This is a genomic window from Oricola indica (assembly GCF_019966595.1).
Lineage (GTDB): Bacteria > Pseudomonadota > Alphaproteobacteria > Rhizobiales > Rhizobiaceae > Oricola > Oricola indica.
The window spans coordinates 624244-644086 of record NZ_JAINFJ010000001.1; the positions used below are offsets into that span (position 1 = coordinate 624244).

Annotated in this window: 22 protein-coding genes; 6 read left to right on the top strand and 16 right to left on the bottom strand. The window is 63.6% G+C overall.

Features of this window, described 5'->3' with window-relative positions; genetic code table 11:
- Positions 1 to 13: 13 nt before the first annotated feature.
- The gene (locus LC343_RS02940) at positions 14 to 862 is read right to left on the bottom strand and encodes a hypothetical protein (protein ID WP_223475595.1); all 849 of its coding nucleotides are present in this window, start codon (positions 860 to 862) and stop codon (positions 14 to 16) included.
- A gap of 129 nt (positions 863 to 991) precedes the next feature.
- On the opposite strand from LC343_RS02940, the gene LC343_RS02945 reads away from it, so the two are divergent.
- Positions 992 to 1423, top strand: a complete 432-nt coding sequence (locus LC343_RS02945) for a potassium channel family protein (protein WP_223475596.1) — start codon at positions 992 to 994, stop codon at positions 1421 to 1423.
- Between the two features lies 1 nt (position 1424).
- Here LC343_RS02945 and LC343_RS02950 read toward each other — a convergent pair whose 3' ends face one another.
- Both LC343_RS02950 and LC343_RS02955 read right to left on the bottom strand, forming a co-directional pair.
- Complete coding sequence (locus LC343_RS02950; protein ID WP_223475597.1) at positions 1425 to 2171, bottom strand: pyridoxine 5'-phosphate synthase; 747 nt, start codon at positions 2169 to 2171, stop codon at positions 1425 to 1427.
- Positions 2172 to 2284: 113 nt separating this feature from the next.
- Positions 2285 to 2449, bottom strand: coding sequence for a DUF1328 domain-containing protein (locus LC343_RS02955; RefSeq protein WP_223475598.1), 165 nt, complete (start codon positions 2447 to 2449; stop codon positions 2285 to 2287).
- A gap of 85 nt (positions 2450 to 2534) precedes the next feature.
- Here LC343_RS02955 and LC343_RS02960 point away from each other — a divergent pair, with 85 nt between their 5' ends.
- Positions 2535 to 3482: a hypothetical protein gene (locus LC343_RS02960; protein ID WP_223475599.1), complete on the top strand. Its 948-nt coding sequence runs from the start codon at positions 2535 to 2537 to the stop codon at positions 3480 to 3482.
- A 9-nt stretch (positions 3483 to 3491) separates the two neighbouring features.
- On the opposite strand, the gene LC343_RS02965 is transcribed toward LC343_RS02960, so the two are convergent.
- Positions 3492 to 3758 (bottom strand): hypothetical protein, encoded by a 267-nt coding sequence (locus LC343_RS02965; protein ID WP_223475600.1) that lies wholly within the window; start codon positions 3756 to 3758, stop codon positions 3492 to 3494.
- A gap of 61 nt (positions 3759 to 3819) precedes the next feature.
- Positions 3820 to 4947: an ATP-dependent DNA helicase gene (locus tag LC343_RS02970; RefSeq protein ID WP_223476099.1), complete on the bottom strand. Its 1128-nt coding sequence runs from the start codon at positions 4945 to 4947 to the stop codon at positions 3820 to 3822.
- A 158-nt stretch (positions 4948 to 5105) separates the two neighbouring features.
- On the opposite strand from LC343_RS02970, the gene LC343_RS02975 reads away from it, so the two are divergent.
- On the top strand, positions 5106 to 5849 hold the full coding sequence (locus tag LC343_RS02975) for a class I SAM-dependent methyltransferase (RefSeq protein WP_223475601.1): 744 nt from the start codon (positions 5106 to 5108) through the stop codon (positions 5847 to 5849).
- Between the two features lie 54 nt (positions 5850 to 5903).
- On the opposite strand, the gene LC343_RS02980 is transcribed toward LC343_RS02975, so the two are convergent.
- Genes LC343_RS02980 through LC343_RS02995 form a run of 4 tightly spaced genes read right to left on the bottom strand, consistent with a single transcriptional unit; the run spans position 5904 to position 9516 of the window.
- Positions 5904 to 6206 carry a putative quinol monooxygenase gene (locus tag LC343_RS02980; protein ID WP_223475602.1) on the bottom strand — a complete coding sequence of 101 codons (303 nt, stop codon included), beginning with the start codon at positions 6204 to 6206 and terminating at the stop codon, positions 5904 to 5906.
- A 7-nt stretch (positions 6207 to 6213) separates the two neighbouring features.
- Positions 6214 to 6786, bottom strand: coding sequence for an acetolactate synthase small subunit (ilvN, locus tag LC343_RS02985; protein WP_223475603.1), 573 nt, complete (start codon positions 6784 to 6786; stop codon positions 6214 to 6216).
- The gene (locus LC343_RS02990) at positions 6783 to 7700 is read right to left on the bottom strand and encodes a DMT family transporter (protein ID WP_223475604.1); all 918 of its coding nucleotides are present in this window, start codon (positions 7698 to 7700) and stop codon (positions 6783 to 6785) included. Before LC343_RS02990 ends, ilvN begins: the two co-directional genes overlap by 4 nt.
- 16 nt (positions 7701 to 7716) lie before the next feature.
- Positions 7717 to 9516, bottom strand: coding sequence for an acetolactate synthase 3 large subunit (locus LC343_RS02995; protein ID WP_223475605.1), 1800 nt, complete (start codon positions 9514 to 9516; stop codon positions 7717 to 7719).
- Between the two features lie 298 nt (positions 9517 to 9814).
- Between LC343_RS02995 and LC343_RS03000 the strand changes: the two genes are divergently transcribed.
- The gene (locus LC343_RS03000; protein ID WP_223475606.1) at positions 9815 to 11797 is read left to right on the top strand and encodes an ATP-binding protein; all 1983 of its coding nucleotides are present in this window, start codon (positions 9815 to 9817) and stop codon (positions 11795 to 11797) included.
- An 85-nt stretch (positions 11798 to 11882) separates the two neighbouring features.
- On the opposite strand, the gene LC343_RS03005 is transcribed toward LC343_RS03000, so the two are convergent.
- Positions 11883 to 12635: a GGDEF domain-containing protein gene (locus tag LC343_RS03005; protein ID WP_223475607.1), complete on the bottom strand. Its 753-nt coding sequence runs from the start codon at positions 12633 to 12635 to the stop codon at positions 11883 to 11885.
- A gap of 144 nt (positions 12636 to 12779) precedes the next feature.
- Complete coding sequence (miaA, locus tag LC343_RS03010) at positions 12780 to 13676, bottom strand: tRNA (adenosine(37)-N6)-dimethylallyltransferase MiaA (RefSeq protein ID WP_223475608.1); 897 nt, start codon at positions 13674 to 13676, stop codon at positions 12780 to 12782.
- Between the two features lie 35 nt (positions 13677 to 13711).
- Here miaA and serB point away from each other — a divergent pair, with 35 nt between their 5' ends.
- On the top strand, positions 13712 to 14614 hold the full coding sequence (gene serB / locus LC343_RS03015) for a phosphoserine phosphatase SerB (RefSeq protein WP_223475609.1): 903 nt from the start codon (positions 13712 to 13714) through the stop codon (positions 14612 to 14614).
- Entirely contained in the window at positions 14611 to 15165 is a 555-nt protein-coding gene (locus tag LC343_RS03020; protein ID WP_223475610.1) for a GNAT family N-acetyltransferase, read from the top strand. The genes serB and LC343_RS03020 overlap by 4 nt, the downstream gene beginning before the upstream one ends.
- On the opposite strand, the gene LC343_RS03025 is transcribed toward LC343_RS03020, so the two are convergent.
- The 5 genes from LC343_RS03025 to hflK all read right to left on the bottom strand — a co-directional run bounded on the left by LC343_RS03025 (position 15162) and on the right by hflK (position 19807).
- A complete protein-coding gene (locus tag LC343_RS03025) occupies positions 15162 to 15866 on the bottom strand; it encodes an SDR family oxidoreductase (RefSeq protein ID WP_223475611.1) in 705 nt (234 codons plus the stop codon). The two genes, LC343_RS03020 and LC343_RS03025, sit on opposite strands and share 4 nt — an antisense overlap.
- Positions 15867 to 15898: 32 nt before the next feature.
- Entirely contained in the window at positions 15899 to 17410 is a 1512-nt protein-coding gene (locus tag LC343_RS03030; RefSeq protein WP_223475612.1) for a Do family serine endopeptidase, read from the bottom strand.
- A gap of 142 nt (positions 17411 to 17552) precedes the next feature.
- Positions 17553 to 17741: a DUF2065 domain-containing protein gene (locus LC343_RS03035; RefSeq protein ID WP_223475613.1), complete on the bottom strand. Its 189-nt coding sequence runs from the start codon at positions 17739 to 17741 to the stop codon at positions 17553 to 17555.
- A 12-nt stretch (positions 17742 to 17753) separates the two neighbouring features.
- Positions 17754 to 18680 (bottom strand): protease modulator HflC, encoded by a 927-nt coding sequence (hflC, locus tag LC343_RS03040; RefSeq protein ID WP_223475614.1) that lies wholly within the window; start codon positions 18678 to 18680, stop codon positions 17754 to 17756.
- Positions 18680 to 19807, bottom strand: coding sequence for an FtsH protease activity modulator HflK (gene hflK, locus LC343_RS03045; protein ID WP_223475615.1), 1128 nt, complete (start codon positions 19805 to 19807; stop codon positions 18680 to 18682). Before hflK ends, hflC begins: the two co-directional genes overlap by 1 nt.
- Positions 19808 to 19843 lie beyond the last annotated feature (36 nt).

Consider the following 19843-nt stretch of genomic DNA (forward strand, 5'->3'; position numbering starts at 1 on the left):
GATGTGATGGATGTCAGTTGTCCTCGTCGAGACCGGGCGCGATCGGCGGCGTGTCTTCGCCGAAATCGAGACGGCCAGACGCAGCCTTGGCCTCTTCCTCGTCCTTCATGGCTTTCAGCCGCTTGGCGATCCGCTCCCTGGCCTCTTCGGCCTTGCGCCGCAATTGCTCATGGACTTCCGGATCATCGCTCGACGCGGCATGGCCGGCATGCGAATGCACGGCTCCATCCTCGCCCGGCAGGTTGGATATGGTGTGGGGCAGGATAACCGGCCGAAGCGGCTCGCTGTCCGAGAACAGGTCATCCGTTTCGCGATGGTTTTCCGCCGGAACCGCATCGTTTTCCGGCGGCGCCGCCGTTTCGGCGACAGGTTCCTCTTGCCCGGCGAAGGCGCCGTCGGCCGCGTCCAGCTCTGCCGGTTCGGGGTCGGCCTCGAAATCCTGTGGCCTGTCGTCGAACGCCACATCCGGCGCATCGTCGATGGCGTCAGCCATCATTGCCGGTGCATCGTCGTCCTCACCGAAAACGGGAGCCTGCTCGTCCGTCTCCGCAACCGCGTCGTCGCGATCGACATCGTCTTCGGACTGATTATCCTGCGCCGCTTGCCCGGCAACTTCGTAGTTCTCGCGCTCGGCGGCTTCATGCTCGGCCGCCTCATGCTCTTCACGTTCCGCGGCTTCACGCTCCGCGAGCCGCCGCGCCAGTTCGGCCTTCTCGGCCTCTTCCTGCTTGCGCTCGAGCCTCTCGAGAATCGCGGTACTGCGCTCGCGCAGTACCTCTTGTTGCTCGGTCTCGGCGCCGTGCGCGGTCGCGTGTTCGATGCGCTCACGAGGCGCGCCGCGAGAAAATAGGCGCTGTAGCATGGCGATCTCCTTGGATTCGCGGCCAAAGCCTACCCGCAAATGGTGAACGGGTTCTTTCCGTTGCGGCAAGGTTTCGCAGGGCATGCGAAGTCAGATTGACTTGCAATGCTGCTTGGATAAGAACCGCCAATGATCGCAAATCTCGTACTCGGCACGCTGATCATTTCGCTGACGGTCGTCATTCACACTTTCGGCCTCATCTGGGTCACGCATGGCATGAACTGGCTGACCAGCAAGCTGCGCATCGATGGGCGCCGCAGCCGCCTGCTCGCCATGAACACGGTCGTCATCGGAATCTTCGCCGTTCTCACGGTCGAAGTGTGGCTATGGGCGGTTTGCTATTTCGCGCTCGGCGTTTTCGGCGACTTCGAAACCGCGCTTTACTTCTCCACGGCAACCTTCTCCACGGTCGGCTATGGCGATGTCATCACGAGCCAGGAATGGCGCATGCTGGCGGCGCTCGAGAGCGTCAATGGTTTCCTGCTGATCGGCTGGTCGACCGCCTATCTCATCGCGGCGAGCATGCGCGTCGGCCCGTTCAAGGCCGGTGAACACTTTTGAGCTATCGGCCCAGCGCGCCGAGAAACCGCGTCACGGCGCCGGCCATCCCGTATTCGAGCGCGTCAGCCGTCAGCCCGTGACCGATGGAAACTTCGGCAAGCGCCGGCAGCCTTTTCGCCAGCGCCGGCAAATTCTCGACCGTCAGGTCGTGGCCGGCATTGACGCCGAGGCCCAGATCATGCGCCGCATCCGCCGTCCGGCCGAGAACTTCGACAAGCGCAGCGGCCTTTTTGGGGTCCTCATGGCAGGCGCCGTAAGGCCCGGTATAGAGTTCGATGCGATCGGCGCCGGTGGCTTTCGCCGCGCCGAGTTGTTCGGCATCCGCGTCCGGGTCGCAAAACAGCGACACGCGCGCGCCTGATTTCTTGAGCCGAGCGACGATCGCTTTCAGCATGTCGAGATTGGCGACGAAATCCCATCCGTGATCGGAGGTCGGCTGCTCCGGATCGTCAGGCACGAGGGTCACCTGCTCCGGTTCCGTCCTCTCGACAAGCGCGAGGAAATCGCCGCTCGGATAGCCTTCGATGTTGAACTCCGCATCCGGAAACTCGTCATCGATCAGCGCCCGGATGTCCGGCAGGTCGGTGAAGCGGATATGGCGTTGGTCCGGCCGCGGATGCACGGTGAGACCATGCGCGCCGGCTTCAAGCGCAATGCGTCCGAGGCCGGTCACGCTCGGCCATGGCAGGTCGCGCCGGTTCCGCAGCATCGCGATGGCGTTCAGATTGACGGACAATTTGGCAGGCATGGCATTCTCACCCGATCGGTCGAACAGGCGAGGCGTATGTCATCCGTTCAGGATTTGGAAGACATACGCGCCCGCTAAATTGTCTCCGGTTCAATCCCGGCAGAGCGATCGCGTCAGGCGACCGCGATCAGTCCGAACAGCAGCGCCAGAGCCAGAACGACCAGGACGATGAAGATCAGGACTCGCGCCAGGGTCCCGGCAACACCGGCAACGCCGTGAAAACCGAGCAGGCTGGCAATGGCCGCGACGATGAGAAGGATCAGAATCCATTTGAGCATGATCGACGTCTCCGTTTCTGTCGCGATATGGAACGCCGCTGCTCGGTATTCGTTGCATTCGCACGCTACGAGAAAAATTGGAGGAATGCGCCACCGCGCATGGAAGCCTGTCAAACCGCTGCAACAATCCCGCGCTCTATCGCCCCCCATGCTGACGCTGTCGATCCTCGATTCGCTAAGCCTTCCGGGCTCCGAAAGCCGCCCCAACGAGGACCAGTTGGGATGGACGGCGCAATGCGCCTTCGTCATCGACGGGGCGACCGGCCTCGGCCCGGATTTCGTCGTTGGTCGCCACGACAGCGATGCCGCCTGGCTCGCCACCTTCGCGAAGGTCCATTTCGAGGAAATGATCATGCCGGGCCGCGCCATGGCGGATATCGTCCGCTCCACCAATGCGCTCGCCCGCAGGATCGTCGCTTTCGCGGCCAAGGGGCGCGACATGCCGGCCTGGAACCTTCCGATCGCGGGGTTCCAGATGATCCGGATCGAGGAAAACAGGATCGTCACCCACGGGCTGGGCGATTGCACACTCTTTCTCACCGACGGTGACGGCGTTACCGTTGCCCACAGCGCCCTGCCCGGCAATGCCGATCTGGAACGCGAGGCCGCCCGCGCGGTCATCGAAAGGTGCGGAGGCCTGTCGAACCTCCCCCGGCTCATCGACGATCCGGCCCTCCTCGCCCGCGAGAGGTCGCTGCGCGGCACCTTCAACACGCCCTCAGGCCCCGTCTGGACGCTCGGCTCCGTGCCGCAAGCCGCCGATCACCTGGTCTCCGCGCCCCTGCCGGATCGCCTGCCCATGACCGGCCTTCTGTGCACCGACGGCTTCGCCGCTCTGGCATCGAATTACGGGATATTCGAACCGGACGAGTTCATCAGGGCCGCGAAACGCGATGGCCTGTCGGTGCTCGGTTCGCGTCTCCGCAATATCGAGCGCCGCGAGGACCCCGACGGGCGGCTTCACCCGCGCATGAAGCCGAGCGATGACGCGACGGCGGTGCTGTTCGAGATTTCCGCGCCGCTTGGCACGTAAAAAAAGGGCTCAGTGTCCCCTGCCGCCCCTGCGCATCTCGTCCAGGTCCTTCTGGTACATCTGCGGGGAAGTGGCCTTTTCGCTTCCGCGCATCTTCCTGTACGCGAATACGATCAGGCAGATGATGATCAGCGCCACCCAGATGAATGCCGCGTGCACCAGGAACTGGAGGCCGAAGGAACCCGCAACCGGTGTCGAGGCGTCAGGTGTCTGCACGACGGCCGAAGGGCCAGTCGCCTGCAACAGGAGGCCGGAAAAGGTTGCGAACGCGGACACGGGTACCTTCAACTCTAAGTAGATCTGCGCTGGCGGACCTATATGATGAAAGAATTGTAAATCACTTAACGATGGTCAGTGAATTTGCAGCACGTGTGATGCCCGTGTAGAGCCAGCGGCTTCTCATGTCCCGAAACGCAAAGCTCTCGTCGAACAGCACGATGTCGTCCCACTGCGAGCCCTGCGCCTTGTGCACGGTAAGCGCGTAACCATAGTCGAAATCGTCGTAGCGCTTCTTGGTCTGCCAGGGGATATCGTCCTCCGGCGCGTCGAATGACGCCTTGAGCAGCTTGATCTTGGCGACTCCGCGATCCGTGTCGCCGTCGTCGGGCGAGACCAGCAGGTTGATGCCCGGCTTCACCGTTTCCTTCGACGCCGTCATCACCTTCCAGAGCGAACCGTTGAGCAGCCCCTTCGCCGGGTCGTTGCGCAGGCAGACCCGCTTGTCGCCGGCCTGCGGATAGGTCGCGGTAAAATCCTTCAGTTGGCGAAGCCGCTGATTGTAGCGCCGGCGCGTCCGGTTGATGCCGACAAGCACCTGGTCGGCGGCGAGAACCAGGTCCGCATCGACATCGCCCTTCGCGATGATCTGCGTCGTCCCGTAATCGCCATGCATGATCTCCTTGCCGGCGCGCACATCCATGGCCAGCCGGATGATCGGGTTTTCCGCCGCTTGCCTGTGGATTTCGGTAAGCAGGAAATCGGGCTCCGCCTCCGTGAAGAAACCGCCGCCCGAGATTGGCGGCAACTGCCCCGGATCGCCCAGAACCAGGATCGGCGTGCCGAAGCTCATCAGGTCGCGCCCGAGGTTCTCGTCCACCATCGAGCATTCGTCGACGATCACCAGCTTCGCCTTGGCGATGTCGCTTTGGCGATTGAGCGAGAATGTCGGCGACATAGAGGTCTTGCCGGTGGTCTCGTCCGAGATCGCCTCTTCGCCGCGCGGCCGGTAGATCAGAGAGTGGATCGTCTTGGCGTTCGACGCGCCTTTCGAGCGCAGCACCTGCGCCGCCTTGCCGGTGAACGCCGCGAACTGCACATGCCCGTCGACATGTTCGGCGAAATGGCGCGCCAGCGTGGTCTTGCCGGTGCCGGCATAGCCGAACAGCCGGAACAATTGCCGGTCGCCGTTCTTGAGCCACTGCGCCACCGCGTTGAGCGCGTCGTCTTGCTGCGGGGAGAATTTCATGGCGTTGGCTGTACCGGATTCGTTCCGGCGCCGCCATAGCGTTCCGTCGGGCAGCGGCATTTACATTCCAAAGCCGCTGACTTGTGATCTTCATCGCCCCCTGCCAGTTTGGCGGCCGCATCAAATGCAGCCGCGAAAACGGGACCCGGACAGGTGAAATGGAAGGCTTTACCGCATCGACATTCGGCGAGTTGAACGCTGCCGACTACGACCAATTGCACGATCCCGGCACGACCGCGGAAACGGTCGCGCTGATCTCGGAGCTTGCCGGCGAAGGCGCGATCCTGGAACTCGCCATCGGCACAGGTCGCATCGCCCTGCCGCTGGCTGCAAAAGGCCACAAGGTCTCCGGAATCGAGGGTTCGCCCGAGATGGTCGAGATCATGCGCGGCAAGCCCGGCGGCGACGCGATCGATGTTGCCATTGGCGATATTGCCGACGTCGATATCGATGGCCCGTTCGACCATGCCTTTCTGGTGTTCAACACCCTGTTCAACCTGCAGACGCAGGAAGACCAGATCCGCTGTTTTCACAACACGGCCAAATGCTTGGCACCGGGTGGTACATTTCTGGTTGAAACCTTCGTACCGGATCTTTCCTGGTTCAGGGACGGCCAGCGGACGACGACGAGAAGGCTCGACATGTCATCGGTCTGGATCGAGGCGGCATTGCACGATCCGGTCCGTCAGCTTCTCGAAATGCAGCGGATCAGGATTACTGAGGAAGGCATGCAACTGATCCCCTTGCCGATGCGCTACGCATGGCCGAGCGAGATCGATCTGATGGCGCGGCTGGCCGGCATGACGCTCGACCACCGCTGGGGCGGATGGGACCGCCGCCCCTTCGATGCATCCAGCACGATGCATGTCTCGGTCTATCGGAAAGCCGGCGCTGACGAGTGACCGATTTAGGCGCCATTAAAGAAAGGTAAGACCGGTGAAGCCCGGCACGGCCTGTCAGGCCGTGCGGATTTTGTATTGGCGGGGAATGTCCCTTGTCACGTCCGCCCAGGCCGAGACCTTCATCCGCGTCTGGTGCGCCTCGAATGCGGTCTGGTCGGCAAAGATCTCGGAGACCAGGAACCGCCCCGTCACATCCGGGCAGGCCGTGACGCTGAAATAGCGGCAGCCCGGCTCCTCGCGGGTCAGTTCGATATGGTCCGGCAACGCCGCCGAAACCGCCGCGAGGCGCTCTTCCGGCACATCGATATGACCGTCGAGCAGAATCTCGCCGGGGTTCGGCTCCGGGCGAACGGACACGTCCACTCTACATCCCTTCCGGGCCGCGCGTCATCGCGGCGACGCCCGTGCGGCAGACCTCGACGAGACCGAGCGGCGCCATGATCGCGATGAACTGCTCGATCGTCGATGTCCGCCCGCGCACCTCGAAGATGAAATGCTCGATATTGGCGTCGATGACGGTGGCCTTGAAGGCGTCGGCAAGCCGCAGCGCCTCGACGCGGTGTTCGCCGGAACCGGCCACCTTGACCAGCGCCAGCTCGCGCTCGAGCGGCTTTTCGTGGCCGAGCTCATGCGCCACGACGGTCAGGTCGACAACGCGGTGCACCGGAACGATACGCTCGAGCTGCGCCTTGATCTGCTCGAGGACATGCGGCGTGCCCCGCGTCACGATGGTGATACGCGAAATGTGCTTCTCGTGCTCGGTCTCGGAGACCGTCAGGCTTTCGATATTGTAGCCGCGGCCCGAAAACAGACCGATCACGCGGGCCAGCACACCCGGCTCGTTGTCAACAACGACCGACAGCGTATGCGTTTCGGGGCGCTCGGTTTCCTTGGCGATGAAATAGGCCGATCCGGTGGCCTGGTGGCGTGCATTCATGGATGGCTCTCCTGAGGCATGGGTGTCTTCGCAGACGGTTTGATACGCGCCACCAAAAGGGCGCAGAAAATGACGGCGAGTGCCGCGAGCGCATTGAGGCCCGGACGTTCGCCGAGAAAGATGACGGCGAGCATGACGCCGGCAATCGGGATCAGCAGGTTGATCTGGCCGAAGAAGGTCGCGCCCTGCCGGCGAATGATCGTGACCATGACAAGCGCGCCGGCGGCAGACGAGATGACACCCAGCCCAGCAAGGGCGAACACGACATGCGCCGAAAGGCTCGTCGGGATCGGCGCATCGAACAGGAACACCATCGGCACCAGGATCGCGAGCGTCCACAGCGAGATATAGGCGATCAGCGCCATCGGCGGATGGCGCACGAGCTGCTTGGTCGAAAGCGCGTTGACGGCATAGGCGAACGCCGCGCCGAGAACGGCCAGCTGCCGGATCAGGTCCTCGCCGAACCCGGCCTGCAATTGCGGCCAGAACAGGATCCCGAGGCCGATCAGGCCAAGGATGACGCCGCCGACCTTCGGCAGGCTCATCTTCTCGTCAGGGGTCAGGAAATGCGCCATGACCAGCACGGTCAGCGGCATCGAGCCCATCAGGATCGAGGCCAGGCCGCTGTCGATCACCTCGACGCCCCAATTGATCAGCGTGAACGGCACGACGGTGCCCGCCAGCGCGCAGATGATCATGAACAGATGATCCCGCGCCGTGGGCACGAACCAGCGCCGCGCACCGATCGCGAACCCGACCAGCAGCACCGCCGCGATCGACTGGCGCGCCAGCGTGATCGTGACCGGCGCGACTTCGGCGACCGCGATTTTCGACCACAGGAACGCCGCGCCCCACATCAGCGCGAGCGCGATGAGCAGCGTGTAGTCGAAAAGGCCGGGCGGGGATTTCTGCATGGGCTCCGAAAGGCGCTCAGACGAGCGCCTTTCCTTCCGCGTCGATGGCGTTCGCCACGGCTTCGTCGGTCGCCTCGTCCGGCAGCAGCATCTCGTTATGCGCCTTGCCCGACGGAATCATCGGGAAGCAGTTGGCGAGATTGGCCACGCGGCAATCGAAGATCACCGGCTTGTCGGACGCGATCATCGCGTCGATCGCATCGTCCAGCTCGTCCGGCTTCTCCGCGCGCATGCCCACGCAGCCATAGGCCTCTGCCAGCTTGACGAAGTCCGGCAGCGCTTCCGTGTAGGAGTTCGACAGCCGGTTGCCATGCAGCAATTGCTGCCACTGGCGCACCATGCCCATATACTGGTTGTTCAGGATGAAGATCTTGATCGGCGCATTGTGCTGCACCGCCGCCGACATTTCCTGGATCGTCATCAGCACCGAGGCGTCCCCGGCGATATCCACGACCAGGGCGTCGGGATGCGCGATCTGGACGCCGAGCGCCGCCGGCAGCCCGTACCCCATCGTGCCGAGCCCGCCCGAGGTCATCCAGTGGTTCGGCTCCTCGAAGCCGAAGAACTGCGCCGCCCACATCTGGTGCTGGCCGACCTCCGTGGTGATGAAGGTCTCCTTGCCCGCCCGCTGCGATGCTTCGTAGAGCCGCTGGATCGCATATTGCGGCATGATCACGTCCTTGTTCGGCGAATAGGCCAGCGAGTTGCGCGCCCTCCACTTGGAAATCTGCGCCCACCAGCTGTCGAGCGCAGCCTTGTCGCCAGCGCCAGACGAGGCGCGCCAGATGCGGACCATGTCCTCGAGCACCCGCGCGACATCGCCGATGATGCCGATATCGACATGGATCACCTTGTTGATCGAGGAGGGATCGATGTCGATGTGGATTTTCCGGGCGTTCGGCGCGAACTTGTCGATCCGGCCGGTGATGCGGTCGTCGAAACGCGCGCCGATATTGATCATGACATCGCAGTCATGCATCGCCATATTGGCTTCGTAAGTGCCGTGCATGCCCAGCATGCCGAGCCAGTTCTCCCCGCTCGCCGGGTAGGAGCCGAGACCCATCAGCGTCGAGGTAATGGGAAATCCGGTCAAATCGACCAGTTCGCGCAGCAGCCGGCTCGCCTCCGGGCCGGAATTGACCACCCCGCCGCCCGAATAGATGATCGGCCGTTTCGCGGATGCCAGCATCTCGACCGCCGCCTCGATCATCTGCTCGTCGCCGGAGAGTTTCGGCTGGTAGCTCAGCCGCATCTCGGCGACTTCCGGCGACTGGTAGATACCTGTCGCGAACTGCACGTCCTTCGGAATGTCGACGACGACGGGGCCGGGCCGGCCGGTCGTCGCGACGCGAAACGCCTCGTGCAGCACGCGCGCCAGATCGTTAACATCCTTGACCAGCCAGTTGTGCTTCGTACAGGGCCGCGTAATGCCGACCGTGTCGCATTCCTGGAAGGCGTCGGAGCCGATCAGAGTCGTCGGAACCTGGCCGGTGATGCAGACAAGCGGGATGGAATCCATCAGCGCATCCTGCAGCGGCGTCACCGCATTGGTCGCGCCGGGGCCGGAGGTCACGAGCATGACGCCCGGCTTGCCGGTCGAGCGTGCATAGCCTTCGGCTGCGTGGCCCGCGCCCTGCTCATGGCGCACCAGGATGTGCCGCACGTCGTCCTGCTGGAAAATCTCGTCATAGATCGGAAGGACGGCGCCGCCCGGATAGCCGAAAATATGCTCGACCCCGTTATCCTTCAGCGCCTGGATCACCATCTCGGCGCCGGTCATTTCCCGTTGTTCGCCCGCCTTGGCATTCGCATTCATGTTCCTGTTCCCGTCTTCGGCGTCTCGCCACCTTGTCGCTTTGGAGACCTAATGATGTTTTTGGAGAGGGGGTGCAATAAAAAAGGCCCCCTCAGGAGCCTTGTGTCTTCCGCGCATGGGTGCATTCGCCGGGCGATTACATCGCCCTGCCCATACGCGGTCGTACTACGAGAATGATCTTCGTCATCGCGCGGACAATATGTCCGCCGCCAATTGCAGTCAAGTACACCTTCCTGCGTAGCCATTCCTTAACTTCGATCCGCGACTATGCGCCCTCCAGGAGGCGGGACCAACCATCATGGAAAACACGCCGGTCGAAGCCGGATTAGGGCTCACCGAAAATACCCACGTTGCGAAGCGCAATCGCACCGAGGGTTTCGTCGTGTCCTGCGACGGCACGCATGCGGTCATCGCGGCCCTCGCCGGCAAGGGCGACAGCGCCAGTGAGGACTACTGGGCGGTCGGCCAGCTGATCACCATCCGCGTCGGCGACAACCGCACTGTCGGCATGCTCTTCAAGGTCGACACCAGTTCCGGCACCTGGAACAAGGACGATCCCAACATGATCCACATTCACGTGGAGCTTGTCGGCGAAATCGTCGAGGATGACCGTGGCCGGGCGCGTTTCACCGGCGGCATCTCCTCCTATCCGCATCTCGGCGCGGTCGCGCACCGCATTCGCATCGGCGACCTCGCGGCGATCTACGAGAACAGCGACGAACGCGCGATCCCGATCGGGTTCCTGTCCCAGAACAACGAGATTCCGGCGCTGATCTCCATCGACAGCCTGATTTCCCGCCACTTCGCCGTTGTCGGCACCACCGGCGTCGGCAAATCGACCGCCGTGACCCTGCTTCTGCGCAAGATCGTCGAGACCCGTCCCGATGTGCGCATCCTGATCCTCGATCCGCACAACGAATTCTCCTCCGCCTTCCCCGACCTCGCGATCACCATCAACGACACGGCGCTCGACCTGCCGTTCTGGCTGTTCCGGCTGGAGGAGTTCGCGGAGGTCCTGTTCCGCGGCAGGCCGCCCATCCCGGAAGAGGTCGATGCGCTGCGCGAGCTGATCCCGCTCGCCAAGATGCAGTTCAAGGGCAACGGTCAGCCGAGCCTGCGCAAGACCCATGATTCCACGGCCGTGACCTCCGATACGCCTGTTCCCTATCGTATTTCCGACCTGATGAACCTGATCGAGGATCGCATAGGCATGCTCGACGGCCGTGTCGAACGCCCGTTCCTCAAGGCGCTGAAGAGCCGCATCGACGCCGCCGTCAACGATCCGCGCTACCGCTTCATGTTCGCCAACAAGACGATCGAGGACAACATCACCGAGGTGATCTCGACGATCTTCCGCGTACCCGCCAACGGCAGGCCGATCACGGCCTTCCAGATGAGCGGCATGCCGTCGGAAATCGTCAACTCGGTCGCGTCGGTTCTGTGCCGCCTCGCCTTCGATCTCGCCATCTGGTCGAAATCGCAGATCCAGACGCTCGTCGTCTGCGAGGAAGCCCACCGCTATATCCCGACCGACAAGTCCGCCGGCTTCGCGCCGACCCGTGCGGCAATCGCCCGCATCGCCAAGGAAGGCCGTAAATACGGCGTCTATCTCGGCATCGTCTCGCAACGCCCCGGCGAACTGGACGAAACCATCCTGTCCCAGTGCAACACCTTCTTTTCCATGCGTCTCGGCAACGAGCGCGACCAGGAAATCATGCGCAAGGCCATCGCCGGTTCGTCCCGCTCCGCGATCAATTTCCTGCCCTCTTTGGCAAACCGCGAGGCCATCGCATTCGGTCAGGGCGTCTCGACGCCGATGCGCATGACCTTCGAGAAGGTCACCGCGGCGCAGTTGCCGGGCAACCATCTCATGGATGAACAGGTCGCCGTTCAAAACGGCGAGGCAACGGTCGATGTCGGCGACGTGATCCAGAAGATGCGTTTCCCGCGTGGCATGCATGGCGGGCCGGACGAGATCTACGACAACTTCGCCGCCGTCAACCAGCCGCTCGGCGATGCGCCCGCATCGGAACAGCGGCCGACGCTCCACGCGCCCGGCGTGGCGCCCTCGGGCGCGACGGAACCGGAACCGCACGACCCGACGAACCGCAGGACAATTCCGGATCGCGAAGAACTCGCGCGCCTGTTCACCGAGGAAGGGTCGCTGCATGGCGGCCGCGACCGGTTCACAAGGCCCGTGCCTGCCGAGGCACCGAAGCCCGCTCCATCGTCATCGGGTGGCGGATCGGCCCGCGATCTCGTCAACCGCTTCCGCAAGTAGCGACACGCCCGCAACGGGCCTGCACACCACCGCACCTTTGTTCGAGGCCGCTTCTATCCGGCGTAAGTATTTCGGGCGGGATAAATCAGGCGCAGACGCGGTTGCGGCCGCCGCGCTTGGCTTCGTAAAGGTTTTCGTCGGCGCGCTTGTAGAGCGCGGAGCCGGTCTCCTCGCCGTCCCACAGCGCGATACCTACGCTGATCGTGATCTTCAGCCGGACATTGCCGCCGAGATTGAACACCAGGTTCGAGACCGCCAGCCGCAGCCGGTTCGCCATCTTGTCGAGTTCGGCGATCCCGACATTCGGCGCGACCACCGCGAACTCCTCGCCGCCGATTCGCGCGGCGATATCGTGATGGCGCGTATAGTCCCTGATGGTGTTCGCCAGCCCCTTGATCACCTCGTCCCCGACATCGTGACCATGCGTGTCGTTGATCGATTTGAAGTGGTCGATATCGAGGATCATGATGCCCAGCGGGCGTCCGATCCGGGAGAACTCCTCCATGTACTGGGCGAGCGCGTCGTCGAAATAGCGACGGTTCTGAAGCCCGGTCATCGGATCCGTGAGCGCCGCACGCTGGAAGGTGTGGGTCTTCATGGTCAGCGACTCGGCGATCTGCCGCCAGTGGACGTGTTCGCGCGCCTGTTTGCGGATCAGCGGGTAGAAGTGAAAAAGGCCGACGACGATCGCCGCGCACAGCAATCCAAGCTGCACGCGCAGCGCCACCATGCCGAGAGCCATGTCGCTGTCTTCAGCGCCGCCTACCGCGCCAAACACCACATCGTTCGCCCAGAAGGCACAGGCCGCCGCACCGATCAGCAGCAGCAAATACCCCATGAAGGACATTTCGGAACGATGGAAGCGCATTGCACCCAGCCAAGTGTTTCTGGCGAAGAAATACTTGGCGCGGGTTGCATGCCCGTTAAACGCGTCGGTTTAGTAAGTCTTACATATACACGGAATACTTTATCCGCCGACCGGTCACGGCTCCGTCACCGTCTTCCATCCGTCGCCTAACTGATTGCGAAACCATGTCATTTGCCGTTTGGCATATTGGCGCGTCGCGGTTTTCGCCAGAACGAGGGCGTCCTCAATCGGGATTCGGCCCTCCTGAACGCCTGAAAATTCTCGCACGCCGATTGCTTTCATGGCCGGCATGGCCGGATCGAGGCCCAATTCCAGCAAGGCCCGCGCCTCCTCCAGCGCGCCTTCCCCGACCATCCGGTCGAGCCTGCGCTCGATGTTCCGGTAGAGGATTTCACGCGCCGGCATCACCACGATCCGTTCCGCGCGGCTAACATCGATAAGGGGTTCGCCGGCTTCCGCCTGCCAGTCGAGTATCGACCGGCCCGACGCTTCGCGTACTTCCAGTGCCCGCACGATACGCTGACCGTCTCCGGGACCGATCGACATCGCGGCCTTTGGGTCCTCCTGCCGCAACATGCTGTGCAGTTTCTCCGCGCCTTCCTCCGCCAGCCGGTCGCGCCAGCGCGCCCTGACCGGGTCCGGTATGTCGGGCATCGGCGAAAGCCCCTGCGTCAGCGCGCGGAAATAGAGGCCCGTCCCGCCGGCAAAGACGAGCGTCCGACCAGCGACCTCCGGATCGGCGATCACGGCCCGCACATCCTCAAGCCAGCGTCCGGTCGAATAGGCCTCATTCGGCGCGACATGCCCGTAGAGGCGATGCGGCGCACGCGCGAGGTCTTCATCCGATGGCCGCGCGGTCAGAACCCGCAGCACATCATAGACCTGCATGGAGTCCGTGTTGACGATCACCCCGCCGGTTTCCGCCGCTTTTTGCAGCGCGAGCGCCGACTTGCCGCTCGCCGTCGGCCCGGCTATCAACACCGCGCGCGGATACCGGTCCTCGCTCGCCAATTCCTTCACTCCATCGCGATTGCGCCTCTGCCCCCATGAACACCATCGTCACCCTGATTGCCAATCCCGACAAAGGCACGCTCGACGACGATGCGGTCGCCGCCGTCGCCGCGCTGCTGCCCGAAACCGAAATCGTCTGGCTGGCGGAAGCGCATGTCGCCGACATCCGCTCTCCCGTGCCGCTCGCCGATGCCGACAGGACCGCGCTTGCCGCGAATATCGCCGGCATGTTCGAAGAAACGCCCGTCGATGCCGCCATACAGGTCATCGCGCCCGATGCGCGCCGCAAGAAGATCCTGATCGCCGACATGGACTCCACCATGATCCAGCAGGAATGCGTCGACGAACTGGCGGACGAGGCCGGTGTCGGAGATTATGTCGCCTCGATCACCGCCCGCGCCATGAACGGTGAGATCGGTTTCGAGGGCGCGCTGCGCGAGCGCGTCGGCCTTCTCAAGGACCTGCCGGTTTCCGTCATCGACCATGTCATCGCGACGCGTATCAGGCTGATGCCGGGCGGACGCGAACTCGTCGCCACCATGAAGGCGAATGGCGCCTGGTGCGCGCTCGTCTCCGGCGGCTTCGTCGATTTCACCAGCCGCATCGCGGAACAGATCGGCTTTCAGGAAAACCGCGCCAATCGGCTCGCGCAGGCCGACGGAAAGCTCACCGGCGAGGTCGTCGAACCCATCCTCGGCCGTCAGGCCAAGGCCGATGCCCTGATGGAAATATCCGGTCGGCTCGGGCTCGAACCGGCGGACGCCATCGCGGTCGGCGACGGCGCGAACGACCTGTCCATGCTCGGCCTCGCTGGCACCGGCGTCGCGCTGCACGCCAAGCCCGCGGTCGCCGCCCAGGCGGATATCCGCATCGACCACAACGACCTGACCGCCCTCCTCTATATCCAGGGCTATCGCCGCGACGAGTTCGCGCGGTGAGACCGATCGAGACGCAGCGGCTCGTCATGCGTCCGTGGGAGGAGCGCGACCGTGACCTCTTTTTCGAGATCAATTCCGATCCCGAGGTGATGGAGTACTTCCCCTTCCGCCGCACGCGCGAGGAGGCGGACGCGTTCCTCGACAAGCTGTTGAAGGACCAGGAGGAAGGGATCGTCTTTCCGGCCCTGGAATTGCGGGAAACCGGCCAGTGCATCGGCTTCTGCGGCCTGCATGTCGGCGACGTCGAACCGCATTTCCCGCCGGGAACGGTGGAAATCGGCTGGCGGCTGGCCAAGCCCTTCTGGGGCCGGGGCTATGTGACCGAAGCGGCGCTCGCCGCGCTCGAATACGGATTTTCAGAGTTGGACCTGCCGGAGATCGTCTCCTTCGCCGTGCATGACAACCACCGCTCGACCGCCGTGATGGAGCGAATCGGCTTGAAGCGCGATGCGGCCAGCGATTTCGACTATGTGAAGATCCCCGACACCCATCCCGATCTCAAGCGCCACGTCTGCTATCGCATCACTGCGCGGGACTGGCAGAAGCGCTAGACCGAGCGGGTCAGGCCGCCATCGATGCGCAGGTTCTGGCCGGTCATGTAGCCGCCATCCTCGGACGCAAGCCACGAAACAAGCGACGACACCTCACCGGCCCGGCCGTAACGGCCAAGCGGAATACGCGCACGCCGCTCGTCGGTTTCCGGCAGGCTGTCGATAAAGCCCGGCAGGACATTGTTCATGCGGATATTGTCGCCGGCATATTTGTCGGCAAAGAGCTTCGTAAACGATGCGAGCCCCGCCCTGAAGACGCCGGAGGTCGGGAACAGCGGATCGGGCTCGAAGACCGCGAAAGTCGAGATATTGATGATCGATCCGCCGCCCTGCGCCTGCATCAGCGGCGTAACCAGCCGCGTCGGCCGAATGACGTTGAGCAGGTAGACATCGAGGCCCTTGTGCCAGTCCTCGTCCGTCAGTTCGAGCACCGGTCCCTTCGGCCCGTGACCGGCCGAATTCACCAGCACGTCGATACGGCCCCAGCGCTCCATCGCGCCATCGACAAGGGCCTTGAGATCATCGAGCGACTGGTTCGATCCGGTAACGCCAAATCCGTCGAGGCTTTCGGCGAGCGCCTCGCCCTTGCCCGACGACGACAGGATCGCGACCTTGAAGCCGTCCGAGGCGAGACGACGTGCCGCGTCCGCGCCCATTCCGCTGCCGCCCGCCGTGACGAGCGCGACTTTCTGCGTGTTCATGGCCTGCCCCCTTGTCGTATCTTGCCCGGACCTCAGTCGATCCGGATCGTGACGAAGCGCAACTCGCCGGTCTTCGCCGCCAGCATCAGAAGCGCATTGCGCCGGTCGTCCGCCTTGAGCTTGTCGATGGCCTCGACCACCTCCTGCGGCGTGGACACCACTTCCTGGGCAATTTCCACGATCGTTTCACCGGGCTGGATGCCTTTCTCCGCCGCTGCCGAATCCTGTGCGACCTCCATCACCACCACGCCGCGCTCGACGCTTTCGTCGATGTCCTGCGCCTCGCGCACCGTTTCGTCCAGTTCGGCAAGCGTCATGCCGAACATCTCGATCGTCGCCGGCATGTCGGCCGCCTGATCCTCGTCATCCGTCGCGTCCGGCGCCATGGCGAGTTCTTCGCTGTCTTCCAGCCGGCCGAGCGTTACCTTGACGGTCTTGCGCTCGCCCTTGCGGATCACCACGACATCGACTTCCTGGCCCACCGGCGTATCGGCGACGATGCGCGGCAATTCGCGTGTCGTCGCAATCGGCCGGCCATTGAATTCGATGATGACGTCGCCCGGTTCGATCGAGCCGTCATCGACAGGTCCGCCCTTGATGACGCCCGCCACCAGCGCGCCATCCGCGCGGTCCATGCCGAGGCTTTCGGCGATCTCGTCCGTCACGGTCTGGATGCGCACGCCCAGCCAGCCGCGCCGCGTCTCGCCGAACTCGATCAGCTGGTCGATGACGTTCCGCGCCAGTTCGGCCGGCACCGAGAAACCGATGCCGATCGACCCGCCCGACGGCGAAATGATCGCCGTGTTGATGCCGATGACCTCGCCCTGCATGTTGAACAGAGGGCCGCCGGAATTGCCGCGGTTGATCGCGGCGTCGGTCTGGATGAAGTTGTCGTAAGGCCCGGAATTGATGTCGCGGCCGATGGCCGACACAATACCCAGCGTCACCGTCCCGCCGAGGCCGAACGGGTTGCCAATCGCCAGCACCCAGTCGCCGACCCGCGCAGTTTCCGAATCGCCGAACGAAACGGCCTTCAGCTCCTTGTCGCCCGGATCGATCCGCAGAACGGCGATGTCGGTCTTCTGGTCGCGGCCGATAATCTCGGCCTCGATCTTGGTCCCGTCATTGAAGTTGACGCTGACCTCGTCGGCATCCTCGATGACGTGATTGTTGGTGATGATGATGCCCTCGGCATCGATCACAAAGCCCGAGCCGAGCGACTGCACCTGGCGCGAACGCGGCGGCCCTCCTTCCGGCTGCTGGTCGAAGAATTCGTCGAAGAACTCCTGGAAAGGCGACCCCTCCGGCAATTGCGGGCGCGGGACGTTGCGGTCATCGCCGCCGACGGTCTGCGAGGTCGAGATATTGACGACGGAATCGATGAGCCGCGCCGACAGGTCCGCCACGGAAGCCGGGCCTTCCTGCGCACGGGCGTTCATCGCCATGCCGCCGGGCAGAACGGCGGCGCCCGCCGTGATCGCCAGCGACAGGGCGAAAACGCCGGCCATGCGCGCCGGCTTCAGGACCATAGTATCGAATGCCATCGGGTTGCCTCCATGGAATACCGCTTGTGCGGCAGCGCGATTGCCGCCTTGTCTGCGGCGAAACATAAAGCCCGCCGCGTCCCGCACAACAGGACAGTCACGCATAAGTGACAAGCGTGGCCGCTTTGTGAAAATCGTGATCTCACAGGAAATGCGCGAGCCATATCACCACAAGCCCGAGAAGGGCCGCGGTCACCCCGGCGCGACGCAGGATTTCGTCCGGCGTTTCCAGCAGGATCGCGGCCATGCGCTTGGCGAAACCGGGCACGCCGCCATAAAGAAAGCCCTCGATCACAAGCATGAGACCGAGGGCTGTCAGAAATATCGTCATGTCACGTCGGCACTATTGTGCGGGCGCGGACGGAGCGGGAGCGACCGCGGGCGGCGTTCCCGTCGCATTCTTGAAGTAGCGGAAGAACTCCGAATTCGGCGACAGGACCATGGTCGTGTCCGAATTCTCCATCGCCCGCTGATAGGCAGCCATCGAGCGATAGAATTCGAAGAACTCCGGATCGCGGTTGAAGGCCTCGGCGAAGACGCGGTTACGTTCCGCATCGCCCTCGCCTCGAAGGATCTCCGACTCGCGTTGCGCTTCGGCGACGATCTCGATGACCTGGCGATCCGCCACGGCGCGAATGCGGCTGGCCGTTTCACGACCGCGCGCACGGATGCGCTCGGCTTCGGCAAGGCGCTCCGCCTTCATGCGGTCGAAGGTCTGCTGCGAGACTTCCGCCGTCAGGTCGGTCCGCACGATACGCACATCCTCGACCGTCAGGCCGAGCGACTGCGCGTCGGGACGGATCAGGTCGCGCACTTCGCGCATCATCTCGGTCCGTTCGTCCGAAAGCGCCGCTTCGAAGGAGCGCAGGCCGTAGGTCCGGCGCAGCGCCGCGTCGAAACGCGTGCGAAGACGCGCGGCGGCCGAGTTGAGATCGCCCGAGACGGTTTCGCGGAACCTGCGCGCATCCGTGATCTTGAAGGTCAGGAAGGCATCGACCTCGTAGAAACGGCCGCCGGAAACCTGCACCGGGGGCTGGTCGCTGAGATCGAGCCGCAACACGCGGTCCTCGATGATCTGCACCGTGTCGAAACCGGCAAAGGCGAAGGGCGCCTTGAAGTAGAGGCCCGGCTCGGTCTTCACGTCCTGGATTTCACCGAAACGCAGCACGATCGCCTGCTGGCGTTCATTGACCACGAAAATTGAGGCGTAGACCCCGATCAGCACGATCGCGATCAGGATGCCGAGCAATGTGAGACGGTTGCTGTTCATTACTGTGCGTCTCCGGTCGTGGTGGTCGTTCGACGGCTCTGGACTTCAGGCAGCGGCAGATAGGGCACGACGCCCTGGTTTTCGCCGTCTTCGTCGAGAATGACCTTGTTGGAATCGGCGAGAACGCGTTCCATCGTTTCCAGATAGAGGCGCTTGCGCGTCACGTCGGGCGCGGCCTGGTACTGTTCGTGGATCGAGATGAAGCGCTGCGCCTCACCTTCGGCTTCCTGCACGACACGCGTTGCATAAGCGGATGCGTCCTCTCGGATCTGCGCCGCCTCGCCTCGGGCCTGACCGAGTTTCTGGTTCGAGTACTGGTTCGCTTCTTCGCGGAACTGGTCCTCGTTCTGCTCGGCGCGCTGAACTTCCTCGAAGGCGTCGGCCACTTCACGCGGCGGTGCCGCATCCTCGATGGACACCGTGTTCACCTGGATGCCCGCGCCGTATTCGTCGAGCGTCGCCTGCATCGAGGATCGAACCTCGTCGGCGATCGCCGCACGGTTGTCGCGGAAGACGTCCTGCGCCGGACGGCGGCCGACGATTTCGCGCATTGCGCTTTCGGACACCTGGCGGACCATCTCGTCGGGCGAAGCCACGTTGAACAGATAGGCCGCCGGGTCGATCACCGAGTAGAGAACGGCGAACTGCACATCGACGATGTTCTGGTCGCCGGACAGCATCAGGCCGGAATCCTGCCGCGCGCCGCCGGCGCCGATGGCGATCTGCTTCTCGACGATCTGAACCTTCTCGACGGTTTCGATCGGCCACCAATGGAAGTGAAGTCCAGGTCCGGACAATTCCGTCTTCGGCTTGCCGAACAACAGTTCGACCGCGCGTTCGTCGGTGTCGACCTGGTAGAATGACTGAACGCCATAGAGGATCAGGAGGCCGATAGCGATCAGGCCGAAGAGAGCCGGGCTCGCGCCGCCCCCGCCGGGCAGCGCCCGTTTCAGCCGATCCTGGCCCTTCTTGATGATTTCCTCGAGATCCGGCGGCTGTCCGCCGGGACGCTGCGGTCCACGCGGGCCTTGCGGTCCCTGGCCCCAAGGGCCACCGCCATTGCCGCCATTATTGCCACCGCCGCCCCAAGGGCCGCCGCCTCCGCCGTTCTGATTGCTCCAGGGCATTCATATCCTCTCAAATGGCAAACAACCGCCGGATGA

What these genes read in the sequence shown, in the direction of transcription:
- LC343_RS02940 (WP_223475595.1), bottom strand. Translation starts at nt 862, where the DNA reads ATGCTACAGCGCCTATTTTCTCGCGGCGCGCCTCGTGAGCGCATCGAA.
- LC343_RS02945 (WP_223475596.1), top strand. Translation starts at nt 992, where the DNA reads ATGATCGCAAATCTCGTACTCGGCACGCTGATCATTTCGCTGACGGTC.
- LC343_RS02950 (WP_223475597.1), bottom strand. Translation starts at nt 2,171, where the DNA reads ATGCCTGCCAAATTGTCCGTCAATCTGAACGCCATCGCGATGCTGCGG.
- LC343_RS02955 (WP_223475598.1), bottom strand. Translation starts at nt 2,449, where the DNA reads ATGCTCAAATGGATTCTGATCCTTCTCATCGTCGCGGCCATTGCCAGC.
- LC343_RS02960 (WP_223475599.1), top strand. Translation starts at nt 2,535, where the DNA reads ATGCGCCACCGCGCATGGAAGCCTGTCAAACCGCTGCAACAATCCCGC.
- LC343_RS02970 (WP_223476099.1), bottom strand. Translation starts at nt 4,947, where the DNA reads ATGAAATTCTCCCCGCAGCAAGACGACGCGCTCAACGCGGTGGCGCAG.
- LC343_RS02975 (WP_223475601.1), top strand. Translation starts at nt 5,106, where the DNA reads ATGGAAGGCTTTACCGCATCGACATTCGGCGAGTTGAACGCTGCCGAC.
- ilvN (WP_223475603.1), bottom strand. Translation starts at nt 6,786, where the DNA reads ATGAATGCACGCCACCAGGCCACCGGATCGGCCTATTTCATCGCCAAG.
- LC343_RS02990 (WP_223475604.1), bottom strand. Translation starts at nt 7,700, where the DNA reads ATGCAGAAATCCCCGCCCGGCCTTTTCGACTACACGCTGCTCATCGCG.
- LC343_RS02995 (WP_223475605.1), bottom strand. Translation starts at nt 9,516, where the DNA reads ATGAATGCGAATGCCAAGGCGGGCGAACAACGGGAAATGACCGGCGCC.
- LC343_RS03000 (WP_223475606.1), top strand. Translation starts at nt 9,815, where the DNA reads ATGGAAAACACGCCGGTCGAAGCCGGATTAGGGCTCACCGAAAATACC.
- LC343_RS03005 (WP_223475607.1), bottom strand. Translation starts at nt 12,635, where the DNA reads ATGGGGTATTTGCTGCTGCTGATCGGTGCGGCGGCCTGTGCCTTCTGG.
- serB (WP_223475609.1), top strand. Translation starts at nt 13,712, where the DNA reads ATGAACACCATCGTCACCCTGATTGCCAATCCCGACAAAGGCACGCTC.
- LC343_RS03025 (WP_223475611.1), bottom strand. Translation starts at nt 15,866, where the DNA reads ATGAACACGCAGAAAGTCGCGCTCGTCACGGCGGGCGGCAGCGGAATG.
- LC343_RS03030 (WP_223475612.1), bottom strand. Translation starts at nt 17,410, where the DNA reads ATGGCATTCGATACTATGGTCCTGAAGCCGGCGCGCATGGCCGGCGTT.
- LC343_RS03035 (WP_223475613.1), bottom strand. Translation starts at nt 17,741, where the DNA reads ATGACGATATTTCTGACAGCCCTCGGTCTCATGCTTGTGATCGAGGGC.
- hflC (WP_223475614.1), bottom strand. Translation starts at nt 18,680, where the DNA reads ATGAACAGCAACCGTCTCACATTGCTCGGCATCCTGATCGCGATCGTG.
- hflK (WP_223475615.1), bottom strand. Translation starts at nt 19,807, where the DNA reads ATGCCCTGGAGCAATCAGAACGGCGGAGGCGGCGGCCCTTGGGGCGGC.